The 15322-nt window shown below is 60.3% G+C and carries 16 protein-coding genes; 1 reads left to right on the top strand and 15 read right to left on the bottom strand.

What is annotated here, in order from left to right; all coding sequences use genetic code 11:
* Positions 1-22: 22 nt before the first annotated feature.
* From argF to infC, 15 genes are all read right to left on the bottom strand, one after another.
* On the bottom strand, positions 23-949 hold the full coding sequence (argF, locus tag ACWFSR_RS05840; protein ID WP_197126615.1) for an ornithine carbamoyltransferase: 927 nt from the start codon (positions 947-949) through the stop codon (positions 23-25).
* Positions 946-2133, bottom strand: a complete 1188-nt coding sequence (locus ACWFSR_RS05835; RefSeq protein WP_447523302.1) for an acetylornithine transaminase — start codon at positions 2131-2133, stop codon at positions 946-948. The genes argF and ACWFSR_RS05835 overlap by 4 nt, the downstream gene beginning before the upstream one ends.
* Positions 2130-3044, bottom strand: coding sequence for an acetylglutamate kinase (argB, locus tag ACWFSR_RS05830; RefSeq protein ID WP_100390107.1), 915 nt, complete (start codon positions 3042-3044; stop codon positions 2130-2132). The genes ACWFSR_RS05835 and argB overlap by 4 nt, the downstream gene beginning before the upstream one ends.
* Positions 3044-4195 carry a bifunctional glutamate N-acetyltransferase/amino-acid acetyltransferase ArgJ gene (argJ, locus tag ACWFSR_RS05825; RefSeq protein WP_197108639.1) on the bottom strand — a complete coding sequence of 384 codons (1152 nt, stop codon included), beginning with the start codon at positions 4193-4195 and terminating at the stop codon, positions 3044-3046. The genes argB and argJ overlap by 1 nt, the downstream gene beginning before the upstream one ends.
* Positions 4192-5238 carry an N-acetyl-gamma-glutamyl-phosphate reductase gene (argC, locus tag ACWFSR_RS05820; protein ID WP_197110591.1) on the bottom strand — a complete coding sequence of 349 codons (1047 nt, stop codon included), beginning with the start codon at positions 5236-5238 and terminating at the stop codon, positions 4192-4194. Before argC ends, argJ begins: the two co-directional genes overlap by 4 nt.
* A gap of 279 nt (positions 5239-5517) precedes the next feature.
* On the bottom strand, positions 5518-8010 hold the full coding sequence (gene pheT / locus ACWFSR_RS05815) for a phenylalanine--tRNA ligase subunit beta (protein WP_447523301.1): 2493 nt from the start codon (positions 8008-8010) through the stop codon (positions 5518-5520).
* Entirely contained in the window at positions 8010-9050 is a 1041-nt protein-coding gene (gene pheS / locus ACWFSR_RS05810; RefSeq protein WP_197108645.1) for a phenylalanine--tRNA ligase subunit alpha, read from the bottom strand. Before pheS ends, pheT begins: the two co-directional genes overlap by 1 nt.
* Positions 9051-9101: 51 nt before the next feature.
* On the bottom strand, positions 9102-10046 hold the full coding sequence (locus ACWFSR_RS05805; RefSeq protein WP_197108647.1) for an amino acid ABC transporter permease: 945 nt from the start codon (positions 10044-10046) through the stop codon (positions 9102-9104).
* Positions 10043-10711, bottom strand: a complete 669-nt coding sequence (locus tag ACWFSR_RS05800) for an amino acid ABC transporter permease (RefSeq protein ID WP_447523300.1) — start codon at positions 10709-10711, stop codon at positions 10043-10045. The genes ACWFSR_RS05805 and ACWFSR_RS05800 overlap by 4 nt, the downstream gene beginning before the upstream one ends.
* 77 nt (positions 10712-10788) lie before the next feature.
* Entirely contained in the window at positions 10789-11658 is an 870-nt protein-coding gene (locus ACWFSR_RS05795; protein ID WP_197108651.1) for a glutamate ABC transporter substrate-binding protein, read from the bottom strand.
* Between the two features lie 37 nt (positions 11659-11695).
* Positions 11696-12448: an amino acid ABC transporter ATP-binding protein gene (locus ACWFSR_RS05790; protein WP_197108653.1), complete on the bottom strand. Its 753-nt coding sequence runs from the start codon at positions 12446-12448 to the stop codon at positions 11696-11698.
* Positions 12449-12540: 92 nt separating this feature from the next.
* On the bottom strand, positions 12541-13344 hold the full coding sequence (locus tag ACWFSR_RS05785; RefSeq protein WP_197108655.1) for a TrmH family RNA methyltransferase: 804 nt from the start codon (positions 13342-13344) through the stop codon (positions 12541-12543).
* A 105-nt stretch (positions 13345-13449) separates the two neighbouring features.
* A complete protein-coding gene (rplT, locus tag ACWFSR_RS05780) occupies positions 13450-13836 on the bottom strand; it encodes a 50S ribosomal protein L20 (protein ID WP_009771944.1) in 387 nt (128 codons plus the stop codon).
* 18 nt (positions 13837-13854) lie between these two features.
* Positions 13855-14049: a 50S ribosomal protein L35 gene (gene rpmI / locus ACWFSR_RS05775; protein WP_197108656.1), complete on the bottom strand. Its 195-nt coding sequence runs from the start codon at positions 14047-14049 to the stop codon at positions 13855-13857.
* Positions 14042-14698, bottom strand: a complete 657-nt coding sequence (gene infC, locus ACWFSR_RS05770; protein ID WP_447523299.1) for a translation initiation factor IF-3 — start codon at positions 14696-14698, stop codon at positions 14042-14044. The genes rpmI and infC overlap by 8 nt, the downstream gene beginning before the upstream one ends.
* A 269-nt stretch (positions 14699-14967) precedes the next feature.
* Between infC and ACWFSR_RS05765 the strand changes: the two genes are divergently transcribed.
* Positions 14968-15318: a DUF1844 domain-containing protein gene (locus tag ACWFSR_RS05765; RefSeq protein ID WP_197108658.1), complete on the top strand. Its 351-nt coding sequence runs from the start codon at positions 14968-14970 to the stop codon at positions 15316-15318.
* Positions 15319-15322 lie beyond the last annotated feature (4 nt).

Genomic DNA, 15322 nt, shown 5'->3' with positions numbered 1-15322 from the left:
GGCGGCTTCATGCCGCCAAAAACTAGGCAGCCTGTTCGAGCAACCAAATCATCAGTGCCTTCTGGGCGTGCAGGCGGTTCTCTGCCTCATCCCAGATCACACTTTGCGGACCGTCGATCACGTCGGCCTCAACCTCATACCCGCGGTCAGCAGGCAAGCAGTGCAAGAAGATCGCGTCTGGCTTAGCGAGCGCCATCAGCGCAGTGTCGACCTTGTATGCACCAAGAGAAGCCACGCGAGCGGCCTTCTCATCTTCTTTACCCATCGACACCCACGTGTCGGTGACAACAACATCCGCACCCGTCACGGCTTCAGCCGCGTCGGTGAGAATTGAAATCGAACCACCCGTGGATGCCGCGATCTTCTCCGCGTCAGCGACGACATCCGCCAACGGTAGGTAATCTTCGGGGCACGCGATGCGCACGTGCATTCCCGCGGTGGCGCCAGCGAGCAGGTAGGAGTGCACCATGTTGTCCGCACCATCACCGAGGAACGTGACGGTCAAGCCCTTGAGCTCACCCTTGTGTTCCCGGATCGTGAGCAAGTCAGCGAGCAACTGGCACGGGTGGAACTCGTCGCTGAGAGCGTTGATCACGGGAACCTGGGTTCCGTGCGCCATCTCAATGAGTCCCTCTTGGCCATAGGTGCGCCAGACAATAGCGGCGACCTGACGCTCAAGAACACGAGCCGTGTCTGAGGCTGTCTCCTTACCGCCGAGCTGACTGTTGGCAGTCGAAATGATGAGCGGCGAACCACCGAGGTCGGCAATACCGACGGCGAACGACACTCGCGTGCGGGTCGACGACTTGTCGAAGATCACAGCAACGGTCTGCGGACCCGCTAGCGGCTTTCGCCCCCAACGGTCGGCTTTTACTTTTTCGGCGAGATCGAGAATTTCGAGTTGCTCAGCCGGGCTGAGGTCATCGTCACGAAGAAAATGCCTGGTCATGATGCCTCCGTAGATGCTGTGTTGGTTACTTCGTTCAGCACCGTGCTGAACGTGTCAATGAATTCGGCGATTTCGGCATCGCCAACAATGAGGGGCGGAGCGAGTCGGACTGTCGACTCGTTGGGGGCGTTGACGATCAGCCCGTGATCGAGTGCCACTGCCACTACTCGCTGAGCGACGGGCTGCGAAAGCCCAATACCGATCAGGAGACCGCGACCGCGCAACTCACTCACCAGCGGTGAGCCGATCGCGTCGATAGCCGAGCGCAGCTCGACGCCTCGCGCGGCAGCGTTGGCGACGAGATCAGCATTCTCGATGTGCTCAAGCACGGCGTTGCTCACGGCACACACGAGCGGGTTTCCGCCAAAAGTGGTGCCATGCTGACCCGGCTGCAGGAGCGCGGATGCCGCCCCGAAGGTCACGAGAGCACCAATAGGCACTCCCCCGCCAATCCCCTTCGCGAGAGTGATCGCGTCAGGAACAATGCCGCTCGCTTGGAAGCCAAACCAGTCTCCCGTGCGTCCGGCGCCGGTCTGAATCTCGTCGACGATGAGCAGCACACCGTGTTGGGTGGTGAGTTCTCGCGCTGCTTGGAGGTAGTCCTCGGGCAACGGTTGCACGCCGGCTTCACCCTTGATGGGCTCCACGAAGAGTGCTGCGACATCCGGCCCGATCGCTGCGGCGAGTGCCTCAATGGTGGTGTCGATGAAATCAACGTTAGGCATCAGTGGTTCGAAGGGTTCGCGAAGCGCAGTCTTGCCCGTGATCGACAGCGCGCCGATCGAGCGACCGTGGAACGAGTCGTTCAACGAGAGGATGCGGGGGCGACCAGTGCGCCGCGCCAATTTAACGGCCGCTTCGTTGGCTTCGGTGCCCGAGTTAGCGAAGAAGACGCGCCCTTCGTCGCCCGCCCCAGAAATGCGAAGGAGACGTTCGGCGAGTGCCAATTGCGGTTCGGTCGCGAAGAAGTTCGAGACGTGAAGTAGGTTGGCTTGGTTCGTGAGCGCACCCACGACGGCAGGGTGATTGTGGCCGAGGGAGTTCACCGCGATACCGCCGAGAAAGTCGAGGTAGCGCTTGCCATCGGAATCGAAGACGGTGCAGCCTTCACCGCGCACGAGCTCCACCTTCGGCACACCGAACGTGTTCATCATGCGATGGGCGTAGTCATCTTTCCAAGTCATGCGGGTACCACCTCGGTGCCAATTCCATCTTGCGTGAATACTTCGAGCAGGATCGAGTGCGGGGCACGACCATCGATGATGGCGGCCTTCGGAACTCCGGCATCCACCGCTTCGAGGCAGGCGGTCATCTTCGGGATCATGCCCGATTCGAGGCTCGGCAGCAGCTCACGCAGCTCGTCAGTGTTGATGATCGAGACGAGCGACTCGCGGTTGGGCCAATCGCTGTACAAGCCAGCAACATCCGTGAGGATGACGAGCTTGGCAGCGTCGAGCGCAATCGCCAACGCCGCCGCTGCAGAGTCAGCGTTCACATTGAGCAAACCCGAAGCATCATCGGCGATCTCGCCGGCTTCTTGAGCCAGCGTGGAGACAACAGGGATGTTGTCACTCGCCAACACGTCGAGCACGCGCTGAGGATCAACCTCAGTGACGTTACCGACGAGTCCGAGATCGACGCGCTTGCCTTCGATTTCCTTGATCATGCGCTCACCGATGAACAGAGAGTGCTCATGACCGGCAATACCGTTGGCAAGATCTCCGTGCTCGTTGATGAGATCAACGAGTTCTGCACCCACCTGGTCGGTGAGAACATCCCGCACCACGTCAATGGACTCTTCTGTCGTCACGCGGTAACCAGCACGGAACTCCGATTCGATACCGCGAATCTTGAGTTCCTTGGTGATCTGGGGGCCGCCGCCGTGAACAATCACGGGGCGAACACCAGCAAGACGCAAATAAACCATGTCTTGCACAAAGGCACGCTTGAGTTCGTCGTTGATCATGGCGTTGCCGCCAAACTTCACCACAATGATGCGGTTGCGAAAACGCTTCAACCACGGAAGTGCCTCAATAAGCACTCCCGCCTTGGTCATGGCCTGCTCATGTTCAGCGCCGTGGGTAAAAGCCGGCATCAGCTGGAGTACGCGCTGTTCTCATGCACGTAATCGTGCGTGAGGTCGTTGGTCAGGATGGTCGCTTCGGCGTCGCCCGTCGCGAGATCGATCAGCACGTGCACAGCACGGCCCGTGAGATCTACCTCGTCACGTGAACGATCGGGGGCGCCCGCGTGGCAGACCCGCACACCGTTCATCGACACATCGACCGCGTAGGGGTCGAAGGCAGCATCCGTGGTTCCGATTGCAGCCAGCACCCGGCCCCAGTTGGGATCGTTGCCGAAGATCGCGGCCTTGAAGAGATTATTGCGAGCAACCGAACGGCCGACCACAACAGCGTCGTCTTCACTGAGCGCGCCCACAACTTCGATGCGGATGTCGTGGCTTGCGCCCTCAGCATCGCCCTGCAGTTGTTCGGCCAGATCGCTGCAGACGCTCGTGACAAGTGCGGCAAACTCTGCAGCATCCGGAGTCACGCCCGAGGCACCGGACGCCATCAGTGTTACTTGGTCGTTGGTCGACATGCAGCCGTCGGAGTCGAGACGGTCGAAACTCACGCGAGTGGCTTCCCGCAGGGCCGCGTCAAGGTCTGCTGCGGCGACAACGGCGTCAGTGGTGATGACTACGAGCATTGTCGCGAGGCCTGGCGCGAGCATCCCTGCCCCTTTGGCCATGCCGCCGACGGTGTAGCCGGTGCCGGTCGCGACAGTAGTTTTGGGCTTGCTGTCTGTGGTCATGATCGCGAGCGAAGCGTCGGTGCCGCCGTCAGCACTGAGCGCACTGACCGCTGCCGACATTCCGGCGAGCACTTTGTCTTGCGGAAGCGGTTCGCCGATAAGACCGGTCGAACAGACGAGGATGTCGCCCGCCGATGACCCGAGCGCTTCAGCAACGTGCTCTGCCGTAGCGTGCGTTACCTGAAAACCCTGCGGGCCCGTGAAGCAGTTGGCTCCGCCCGAGTTGAGGGCGATCGCCGTGGCGATGCCATCGTCGATGACCTGCTTGGACCAGATGATGGGATGAGCCTGCGCACGATTGCTCGTGAACACGGCGGCTGCATCGAAGCGTGGACCACGGTTGACGACGAGGGCGACGTCGAGCCCACCGCTCGCCTTGAGACCCGCTTCGACTCCGGCTGCTTCGAATCCTGCGGCTGATGTGACACTCATGGTGCTACTCCGTCCAGCGCCAGACCGAGGGTTTCCTCAAGGCCCAACGCAATATTTGTCGATTGAATGGCGGCGCCTGCGGTGCCCTTAACAAGATTGTCGATTGCACTGACCACGACTACACGGCGAGCGGCTTCATCAACCGCAAGCCCGATCAGGGCCGTGTTCGCGCCCAACGTATCAGCGGTGCGCGGGAACTGGCCTTCGGGGAGGACATGGATGAACGGCTCGTCGGCATACGCGGTTTCCCACGCTTCCCGAATCTGAGCTGCGGTGACCCCGTCGGCGAGCTTCGCGGTGGAGGTCGCCAAGATGCCGCGTGACATGGGCACGAGAACGGGAGTGAACGAGACCGTCACCGTCTCCGCGCCGGCGACCTTCAAGTTCTGCGCGATCTCCGGAGTGTGGCGATGAGTGCCACCAACGGCATACGCCGAAGCAGAGCCCATCATCTCGCTCGCCAAGAGGTTCACTTTCAGGCTCTTGCCCGCTCCCGAAGGCCCAACCGCAAGAACGGCCACAATATCTTCTGGCTCGATCAACGCGGAACGGATGCCGGGAGCTAATCCCAGCGTGATGGCCGTCACGTTGCAGCCGGGCACCGCAATACGCTTCGAACCGGCGAGGACTTGACGTTGCGTTCCCCCGGCGGCGTGCAGCAGTTCGGGCATCCCGTAGTCCCAGGCACCGTAGAACTCGCCGCCGTAGAACGCAGCCCAGTCGTCTTCACTGGTGAGGCGGTGATCGGCCCCACAGTCAACGACGAGAGTGTCGGGGCTGAGCTCAGCCGTCAACGCTCCCGACTTGCCGTGTGGCAGAGCAAAGAAAACAACATCGTGGCCGGCGAGCACTTCGGGCTCCGTCGGCTGGAAAACAAGGTGTGCGAGAGACCGCAAGTGCGGTTGCACATCGATGAGACGCTGACCGGCGTTACTAAACGCGGTCACTGTCGTGACATCGAACTCAGGATGGGTGGACAGCAGGCGAAGAAGCTCGCCACCGGCATAACCGCTGGCACCGGCCACAGCGACCGAAATTGACATGGAATTACCTTCAGTGGGTTCGGAATCGAGAACACTTGCGGCGGCGAATCACACACGACCTCGTGGGTTGTGGCGAAACTCCGCCTATCGTCGCTCGTCAGCCCCGCGGAGAACCGGCGAAGACGGCACCACAAAGCTCAGCGAGAATCGCTGGCTGCAAGTGCGGGAGTCGGTCACATTTATAGAGTAGTGCCCAGAGCGCACGGCAGGCTAATCGACAAACACAGAAAGCCGGTTGCTACTCAGCGAGTGGCAACCGGCTTTCGCCGTAACTGGCGGTTACTCGCGCAGCTCAGCGGCTACGCGTTCGCCGGCGAGAGCAACCGCGGCGTTCTTTGCATCGGTCGCTTCTGCCTGAGTGAGAGTGCGGTCGCTGGCACGGAAACGCAGCGCAAAAGTCAGCGACTTGTGTGACTCCGGGATGCCGGTGCCACGGTAGTCATCGACAAGCCGCACGTTCTCCAAAAGTTCGCCTGCACCCTCGCGAATGATGGCCAACAACTCGCCAGCCTGAACAGCCACCGGCACCACGAGAGACAGATCTTGCGTAGCGGCCGGGTAGGAGATGATCGGCGTCGCAGCGATATCTTCAGCAGCACTCGTGATCAGCACGGTGAGGTCGAGTTCAAGAACCGCAACAACGCGCGGCAAATCGAGTTCAAGAGCCAAAGCAGGAAGCAATTCGCCGGCATAGCCGACCGTGTGGTCGCCCACGCGAAGCTCGGCGGTGCGACCGGGGTGCATCGCCTGATGGCTCCCCGTCACGACGTCGATGTCGACCGAGAGAGTTGCCGCCAGCTGCTGAACCGTGGCGAGAGCATCCGCAAGCCCGCGAGAGAGTGGCTGCTGGCCCGGCTGGCGCGTAACAGCATCACCGAGGAACAGCGCGGCAACGTGCCAGGGCTGTTCGGGGATGCTCGCGCGCAGTTCGGCGAGAGCGGCGTCGCTGGGCAGCTCATAGCCGAGCGGCAACGAGGTACTTCCGTAACGGTGGCCCGCTTCGGGCAGGAACACTGTTCCGACTTCAAAGAGAGCAAGGTCCGTGAGCCCGCGAGAGACATTGCGGTGCGCGATTGCTGCGAGGCCCGGTAGCAACGAACGACGCAGGGTTGCGGCATCCGGGTCCAAGGCGTTCGCGAGTTTGATCGTGGTCGCTCCCCCAGCTTCCGGCGAACCAAAGAGATCGTTTGAGTGCTGAGAGATGAACGGGTAGGCCAAGACCTCGGTGAGGCCGGATGCCGCGAGGCTGTTAGAGACGGTGCGTCGCAAGCGCTGGGCGCGCGTGAGCCCGCGGCCCGGAGGGGCTACCGGCAGGACAGCCGGAATACGGTCGTAGCCCACGATGCGGGCAACTTCTTCGACGAGCGTGGTCTTATCACCGAGGTCGGGACGCCAACTCGGAGGGGTCACGCTCCAGCCAGTGTCGGTAACCGTGACTTCAGCGCCAATTGCCTGAAGCGAATCGGTGATCTCATCAGCGGAGTAGTTCACACCGATGAGGCCCTGAGCGTAGCCCTCGGGCAGGTCAACGACATCTGCAGCATGGTCGGCGAGCAGGTCGCTGCCGAGCTCGTCGACAGTTCCGCCACCCAACTCGACCAGCAGCTCGACGACGCGCGCTGCGGCCGCGGGAGCGACCAACGGGTCAACACCGCGCTCGAAACGACGCGATGCTTCACTGCCGAGCTTGTGACGACGAGCCGTGCGCGCGATCGAGATCGGTTCGAAGTTCGCTGCCTCAATCAGAACGTTGGTGGAGGCATCCGTAATTTCAGTGCTTGCCCCGCCCATGACGCCGGCCAAGCCGATGGGGCCGGACTCATCGGTGATGAGCAGGTCTTCGGGATTGAGCGTGCGCGACTTGTCGTCGAGGGTCGTGAGGGTCTCCCCCGCCTGAGCACGGCGAACCGTGAGGCCACCGGCTACGCGGTCGAGGTCGTACGCGTGAATCGGCTGCCCGAGCTCGAGCATCACATAGTTCGTGATGTCGACAGTGAGCGAGATCGAGCGGATGCCGGCAAGCGTCAACCGCGTAATCATCCACGACGGTGTTGGCTTGGTGACATCCACGTTCCGTACGACACGGGTAACGAAGGCTCGTACGCCGTCGCGCCCTCGAATGGGAGCGTTATCAGCGATGACCACGGGGAAACCGCTCGCCGCGGTAATCGTGGGAGCGTCAGCAGGGTCAGTGAAGGTCGCCCCAGTCGAGAGAGCGTATTCGCGAGCGACGCCGCGCAGCGACATCGCATAACCGCGGTCGGGCGTGACGTTGATCTCTACCGCGAAGTCGTCAAGGCCGAGCAGTTCAATCGCGCTCGTGCCGACCTCAGGGTCGAGACCTAGCGTGGACAGAACGAGGATGCCGTCGTGCTCGTCTCCGAGACCAAGCTCGCGCGTGGAGGCGATCATGCCGTCCGAGACGTGGCCGTAGGTCTTGCGCGCAGCGATCGGGAACGGGCCGGGAAGCACGGAGCCGGGCAGAGTAACTACGACCTTGTCGCCGACGACGAAGTTGTGCGCTCCACAGACGATGCCGCGAGGTTCGGCTTCGCCCACGTCGACCTGGCACCAGTTGATGGTCTTGCCATTGGACTGGGGTTCACCGACGAACTCGAGAACTTGGCCAACGACGACGGGACCAGAGATATCGAAGCCGTGAACGTCTTCTTCTTCGAAACCAACTTTAACGAGGGCAGCGTGAACCTGCTCGTGGGTAATGTCTGCGGGGATCTCAACGAATTCCCGCAACCAACTCATGGGAATTTTCATTAGACCACCATTCCGAACTGCTGGGAGAAGCGAATATCGCCCTCGACCATGTCTCGCATGTCATTCATTTCATTGCGGAACTGCAGCGTGCGCTCAATTCCCATACCGAAAGCAAAGCCTTGGTACTCGTCGGGGTCGATGCCAGCCGCACGCAGCACGTTGGGGTTGACCATGCCGCAGCCACCCCACTCCACCCAGCGGGCGCCACCCTTAGCGTTGGGCTGCCAGACGTCCATTTCGGCGCTGGGCTCCGTGAAGGGGAAGTAGTTGGGGCGCAGTCGAATCTGGGCGCCGTCGCCGAACATCGCGCGAGCGAGGTGCTCGAGCGTGCCCCGCAGGTTGGCCATGGTGAGGCCCTTATCGATCGCGATGCCCTCCAACTGGTGGAAGACGGGAGTGTGGGTAGCATCGAGTTCGTCGGTGCGGAACACGCGTCCGGGCGCGACAACGTAAACCGGGAGAGGACGCTCAAGCAGGGAGCGGATCTGAACCGGGCTCGTGTGCGTGCGCAACAGCAAGTGCGAGTCGACGGGGTCGATGAAGAACGTGTCTTGCATGGCCCGCGCAGGGTGGTCTTCGTCGAAGTTGAGCGCGTCGAAGTTGAACCACTCGTTTTCGAGCTCAGGGCCTTCCGCGACCTCCCAGCCCATGCCGACGAAGATGTCGCTCATGTGTTCCATGAGCAGGCTGAGCGGATGCCGGGCACCCTTCACATAGCGAGTGGCTACGGCCGTGACATCCACGGCTTCAGCCGCGAGCTTGGCTTGCTCTTCCGCAACCGCCAACTCGGCCTCGCGGGCGCTAAACGCGCCGTTGACGCGGCCGCGTGCTGCTCCGATGAGCTTGCCGGAGGTAGCGCGATCGGCGGGGGCGACGTTCTTCATCTGAGCGTTGAGCGCCGCAAGTGGCGAGCCCTCTGCAAGATGGGCGCCGCGCACCGTTTTGAGGTCGGCCATTGTCGCGGCGGATTCGATGGCAGCAAGAGCTGCTTCGACCGCTGCGGTTACCGCTGGTTCTGTGATCGGGGTGGGTTCAGACACAAGAACCGAGTTTAGCCGACACCGCTGTCGCAGGCCGCCCTCATTGCAGAGCTAGTACCCGCCGCCGCCAGTGCTGCCATTGTCGACGCCGTAGCTGGCGTGACCACGCGGCGGCATCGTGATGGCACGGGTGCCATCGACTCCCGGTTGCTTGGGTGCATTCGGGGTGGTCTCGCCATCCTTCGGCCCGCTCTTCTTCGCAACGTAGCGAGCAATGTAGGACAGGGTGAGGTTCATGACGAGGTAGATAACCAAACCAATAGCGAACAGCGTGAAGACGTACCGGCTGCCGTAGAAGTTTTGAAGCTCCTTGATCGTGCGCGAAAGCTCCGGGTACGCGACCACATACGCCAGCGACGTGTCCTTGAGCAGAACGACGAGCTGCGCCAAAATGATCGGCAGCATCTGTCGGAACGCCTGCGGAAACTCGATGATGAAGCGGGTCTGCAGCGAAGTGAGCCCGACGGAAAGCCCACCCTCACGTTGCCCCTTAGGCAACGAGCTAATGCCTGCTCGTAGCGCTTCACCGATAATGGCACCGTTGTAAATCGCGAGTCCAAGCACCCCGGCCCAGTACCCACCGGTGGAGAACATCAGGAAGACGAAGAAGATCAGCAGCAGCAGTGGCATACCGCGGAAGATCTCGAGGGCGATCGATGTGGGAATACGGACCCACTTGGATGCCGCGGTGCGGCCAAAGGAGAACAGAATTCCGATGATGATCGCGAGCACTGCCGCGACTCCCGCCATGCGCAGAGTATTGAGCACTCCGCGGCCAAAAGCGCCCCAGATTTCAGGGTCGGAGAGGATGTCGGTTCGCGACGGATCGAAAAGACCAGGCTGCTCGGCACCGTTAGCACTGACGCGGGGTGCCGCGAGGATGAAGTAGACCCAGACAATGAGGCCGATGATCAGTAGGGCACCGACAACAGATGCGATGGCCGAATTGCGCCGGGTCTTAGGACCGGGGGCGTCGTACAGTACGCTCGCGCTCATCGCAGCACCATAACCTTCTTCTCAATCGCTCCGGCTATCAGCCCGAGCGGAATAGTGATTGCTAAGTAAAGCGCAGCGGCGTAAATCAGGGTGAGCAGTACCAAGTCACCGTGGTCACGAGACGCAGCGCCGGTTGCTTTGAAGAGCTCGTTGACGAAGAAGGCTCCCGCCACCGAAGTGTTTTTGGTCAACGCGATGAACACGTTGATGAGCGGCGGGACGACCATGCGGCTTGCCTGCGGAAGAATCACGAGGCCAACTGTCTGAGTGAATCCCATGCCGACGCTGCGGGCAGCTTCGGCTTGACCGACGGGAACACCGTTGAACCCGGAACGGACAGCTTCAGCAACGAAGGGAGAGGTGTAGAGCGTCAGGCCGAGGGCAGCCAAGAGGAAGTAGTCGAGGTCAACACCGAGAATGGGAAGCACAAAAGCGCAGAAGAACAAGACGAGAAGCAACGGGATGTTGCGAAGTAGCTCGGTGTAGACCGTTGCGAAAACACGCAAAGAAGGAACCGGCGAAATACGCATCGCTGCGATGAGAACCCCGAGGATAAACGCGCCGACGCCGGCAATGCCCAACAGGGCCAACGTCAGAAGAAAGCCCTGCATGTAGAGCGGCGTTATATCGACAAGGGCGTCGATCGCGTTAGTGATGACGTCCATCCGGGCCTCCTGGAAAGTAAATGAATATGGCGTGGAAGGTGCCCGCCCGCGTTAGCCGCGGACGGGCACCGAGCACACTAGTTGCTGTAGCGGTCTACAGCGGGCGGGGTCGGGAGCTTCAGGACCTGGCCTGCAGTTGCTTCCCAAGCCGCATCCCACGAACCGTCGGAGTACGAGGTCTCGAGAACGTCGTTGATGTAGTCGCGGAAGGCGTCATCATCGTAACCAAGACCGATGCCGTAAGGCTCTTCGGTGAACGGGTTGCTGAGAACTTCGAACTCGCCAGCGTTCTGGTCGGCAAGGCCGGCCAAGATCACGTTGTCAGTGGTAACAGCGACAACCTTGCCGCTGCGAAGCGGCTCGAGGCAAGCGGAGTAAGCGTCAGTGGTGATGAGCTTGACGTCGTACTCAGCAATGTTCTTCTCTGAGGTCGAACCGGCAACGCTGCAGACGTCCATGCCTGCGAGGTCCTCGGGGCCAGTGATGCCCTCGGGGTTGTCTGCAAGAACGAGGATGTCCTGGCCTGCGTTGTAGTAAGGACCAGCGAAGGAGATAACTTCCTTGCGAGTGTCGTTGATCGTGTAAGTAGCGATCACGATGTCGACAGTGCCGTTCTCGATGAACGACTCGCGGTTAGCGGAAACAGTCTCTTTCCACTCAATGTTGTCTTCACTAATACCCAGCGAAGCAGCAATGATCTTGCCGATTTCGACGTCGAAACCAACGGGGTCGCCCGACGGTCCCTTGAGACCGAACAGCGGCTGGTCGAACTTGGTGCCGATGGTGATCTTGCCGGCGTCGGCGAGGTCAGCCATCGTGGTGCCTGCTTCGAACTCCGGAACGACGACGTCAGGATCAGTTGTTCCTGAGTCTGCTGCACATGCGCTGAGGCCAAGAAGACCTACGACGGCGATGGCAGAAATCATCAGACCTTTTTTGAGTCTCATGTGTTTCTCCTTGCTGCTGTGGGGATTACCCGCTGAGTTAGTGGGTAAGGATTTTCGAGAGGAAATCTTGCGCTCTCGGAGACTGGGGGTTGGTGAAGAACTGCTCGGGCTCGGCCTCTTCAACGATCTCGCCATCCGCCATGAAGATGACGCGGTCGGCAGCCTTGCGCGCGAAGCCCATTTCGTGGGTAACCACAAGCATGGTCATTCCGTCTTTGGCGAGCTGCACCATGACATCCAGAACCTCATTGATCATTTCGGGGTCGAGAGCCGACGTGGGCTCATCGAGCAAGATGATCTTCGGGTCCATCGCGAGCGAACGGGCAATAGCAACACGCTGCTGCTGTCCGCCGGAGAGCTGGGCAGGCATCTTGGATGCCTGGTTGCCGATACCAACGCGGTCGAGCAACTCCATCGCGTGCTTGTCAGCCTCGGCCTTGGAGAGCTTGCGAACCCGACGCGGGCCAAGCGTGACGTTCTCAAGAATCGTCTTGTGCGCGAAGAGGTTGAAGGACTGGAACACCATGCCGACGTCTGCGCGCAGCTTGGCGAGGCCAGCACCCTCTTCGGGAAGCAACTTGCCATCAATAGTGATGGTGCCGTCGTCAATGGTCTCGAGCCGGTTAATCGCACGACAGAGCGTGGACTTTCCCGAACCACTCGGCCCAATAACGACAACTACCTCGCCACGTTTAATTGTGGTGGAGATGTCTTTGAGCACGTGAAGCTCACCGTAATGTTTGTTGACATGGTCGATTACGACCAGAGGTTCACCGCTCTGTGCTGCCATAGGGCAAGACAACCACATGCCCGCGACGAGGGTCAATCGACGCGCCTAGATGTAACACGGTCGTGACACTAAATCACGAGCAATCGTGTCGATCAGTTGCTGCGTTGCGCGAAAGCACTCTCATAGAGACAAACGGATGCTGCAGTCGCCAGGTTCATTGACTCAGCGTGGCCATAAATCGGCACCGATATCACCCAGTCGGCCAAGGCGTAGTGCTCGTCGGTCAGGCCACGAGCCTCGTTGCCAAACAACCACGCCGAAGGCTCATTAAGAACGCCCTCGTTGCGGGCAGCCAGCAGATCGCCACCCTTGATGTCGGCGGCAAGTACGCGCAAGCCCTCGCCCTTAACGCGTTCGAGCACAGTTTCGAGCTCAGCGCCCACGGCAACGGGAAGGTGGAACAGTGACCCCGTCGTCGCGCGAACAACCTTGGGGTTGTAGAGATCAACGCTGCGACCGGTAAGGATCACGCCGTCGGCACCAGCAGCATCCGCGGCTCGGATGATCGTGCCGGCGTTGCCAGGGTCACGAACCTCTTCAAGAATGGCGATCAACTTAGGCCCGCCAGACAGAAGATCCTTCATCGACGTCGGGAACTGTCGGCAAACGGCAAGAATGCCTTGAGGGGTGACGGTGTCAGCCATTGTCTCGAGCACCTGCTCAGAAACAAACTCGATCTCGATCTCCGCTGCTTCAGCGGCACGAGCGAGATCGCTGTGGCGTTCGAGAGCGGTAGGAGTGGCGTAGAGCTCGACCAAAAGATCCGGGCGAAACTCGAGAGCTTCAGCTACGGATTGGGGGCCTTCCAAGAGAAAAAGCCCGGTCTCTGACCGGGCGCTCTTCTTTGCAAGTTTGGCCACTGCTCGTACACGTGGCGAGCGCGGGTTATCAATCACGCTCCTAACCCTAAGCTCGCGCCCCGCACATACGAGAATCGGCACGCTGTAGGGGCCAAATTGGTCGCTACAGCGTGCCGATTGCACGAATAGTTGTGCGGCTAGTTACGCAGCCGAACGGGGTGCCGACGTGTCAGCAGGAAGTGCAGCCTTAGCGGTTGCAACCAGCGACGCGAACGTGGCGGGCTCGGTGACAGCGAGGTCAGCGAGGATACGACGGTCAACCTGCACACCAGCAAGGTTCAGACCCTGGATGAGACGGTTGTAGGTGAGGCCGTTGGCACGCGATGCAGCATTGATGCGCTGGATCCACAGGCGACGGAATTCACCCTTGCGGGCGCGACGGTCGCGGTATGCGTATACGAGCGAGTGCGTGACTTGCTCTTTTGCCTTGCGGTACAGACGCGAACGCTGGCCGCGGTATCCCTTTGCGCGTTCGAGGATTACCCGACGCTTCTTGTGAGCGTTTACCGCCCTTTTAACTCTTGCCATGATGTATTCCTAAACCCTTTACTTACCGAGAAGCTTCTTGATTGTCTTGGCGTCCTGCGGCGCAATGACCTGATCCTGGTTGAGTGCGCGCTTACGCTTGCTGCTCTTAACCTCGAGGTTGTGTCGCATACCCGCCTGCTGCTTCATGACCTTGCCGCTACCGGTGACCTTGAAACGCTTCTTGGTGCCTGAGTGCGTCTTCTGCTTAGGCATCTTTCTCCTCTTTCTCTGGAACTTCTGCCTCACGAGGCTTCTTGTTAGCTACCTTGCGGGCCTCGGCTTCAGCCTTCGCCGTTGCCTTGGTCTTGTGTGGGCCAATAATCATGACCATGTTGCGACCGTCGATAGTCGGTGTCGATTCGATTGAACCGAACTCCGACACATCTTCGGCAAACTTCTGAAGCAAACGCACACCCTGATCGGGGCGAGACTGCTCACGGCCACGGAACAAGATCATTGCTTTGACCTTGTCGCCGCCTGCGAGGAATCCCTCGGCGCGCTTGCGCTTAGTTTCGTAGTCGTGCGTGTCGATCTTGAGACGGAAACGAACCTCTTTGAGAATCGTGTTCGTCTGATTACGACGAGCTTCTTTCGCCTTCTGCGCCTCTTCGTACTTGAACTTGCCGTAATCCATGATCTTGGCAACGGGAGGCTTAGAGCTGGGAGCAACCTCGACCAAATCAAGATCTGCCTCTTGGGCGAGTTTGAGGGCGACGTCAATGGAGACGACACCGACTTGTTCGCCGCCGGGTCCGACAAGACGGACCTCAGGGACTCGGATTCGGTCGTTGGTACGGGGATCGCTGATGCGTGTTCTCCTAACATTTCGTGGTGCGCGGCTAAACGGTAGTCGTCTAGTCAACGCAGTTCGGCGGATGCCGTGGCACGAAAGAGGATCGTCACGCAGCGAATGCTGCATCACCCTTTAAAGCTGCCCAGTCGACATCCGGAACAATGCGCAGATTCGAACACGAATTATGCGTACTGCACCGCCAGCGAACTGTGCGGGGTGTAACTACCCGGTAACCTTATATGCGGTTGACAGGTGGGAGAATCTCCACTTTCGTATCCGGGGCGAGCCCCGGGCCTGCATAAGAATAGCAGAGCGAACCCCAATAAGCGAAGGACATCATGAGCGAGCCCACCCACGACGAAACAAATGAAGCACGCGACATCTCAGAAGTGCCCGCAGTCGAGGTAATAAACACCGTCGCCGTGCACATGCTCAGCGCTGCCGCCGTGAAACTCGGCCTCTCTGATGGACCGGATGCGGAGTCCGAAAAGGACCTCGACGAAGCCCGCAAACTGATTACCGCTCTCGCCGGCCTTGTCACTGCCGCGGCTCCCGAAATCGGCGACCACCACGCTCGGCCCCTGCGCGACGGACTCCGCTCGGTTCAGCTCGCGTTCCGCGAAGAATCACGGTTCCCCGACGCCCCCGGCAAGGGACCAGGCGAAAAATACACCGGCCCCGTCAACTAAGCCG

This window comes from Salinibacterium sp. NYA9b (assembly GCF_976973725.1).
Note: the sequence above shows the minus strand (reverse complement) of the source record. Positions and strands in the feature narration are given on the sequence as shown.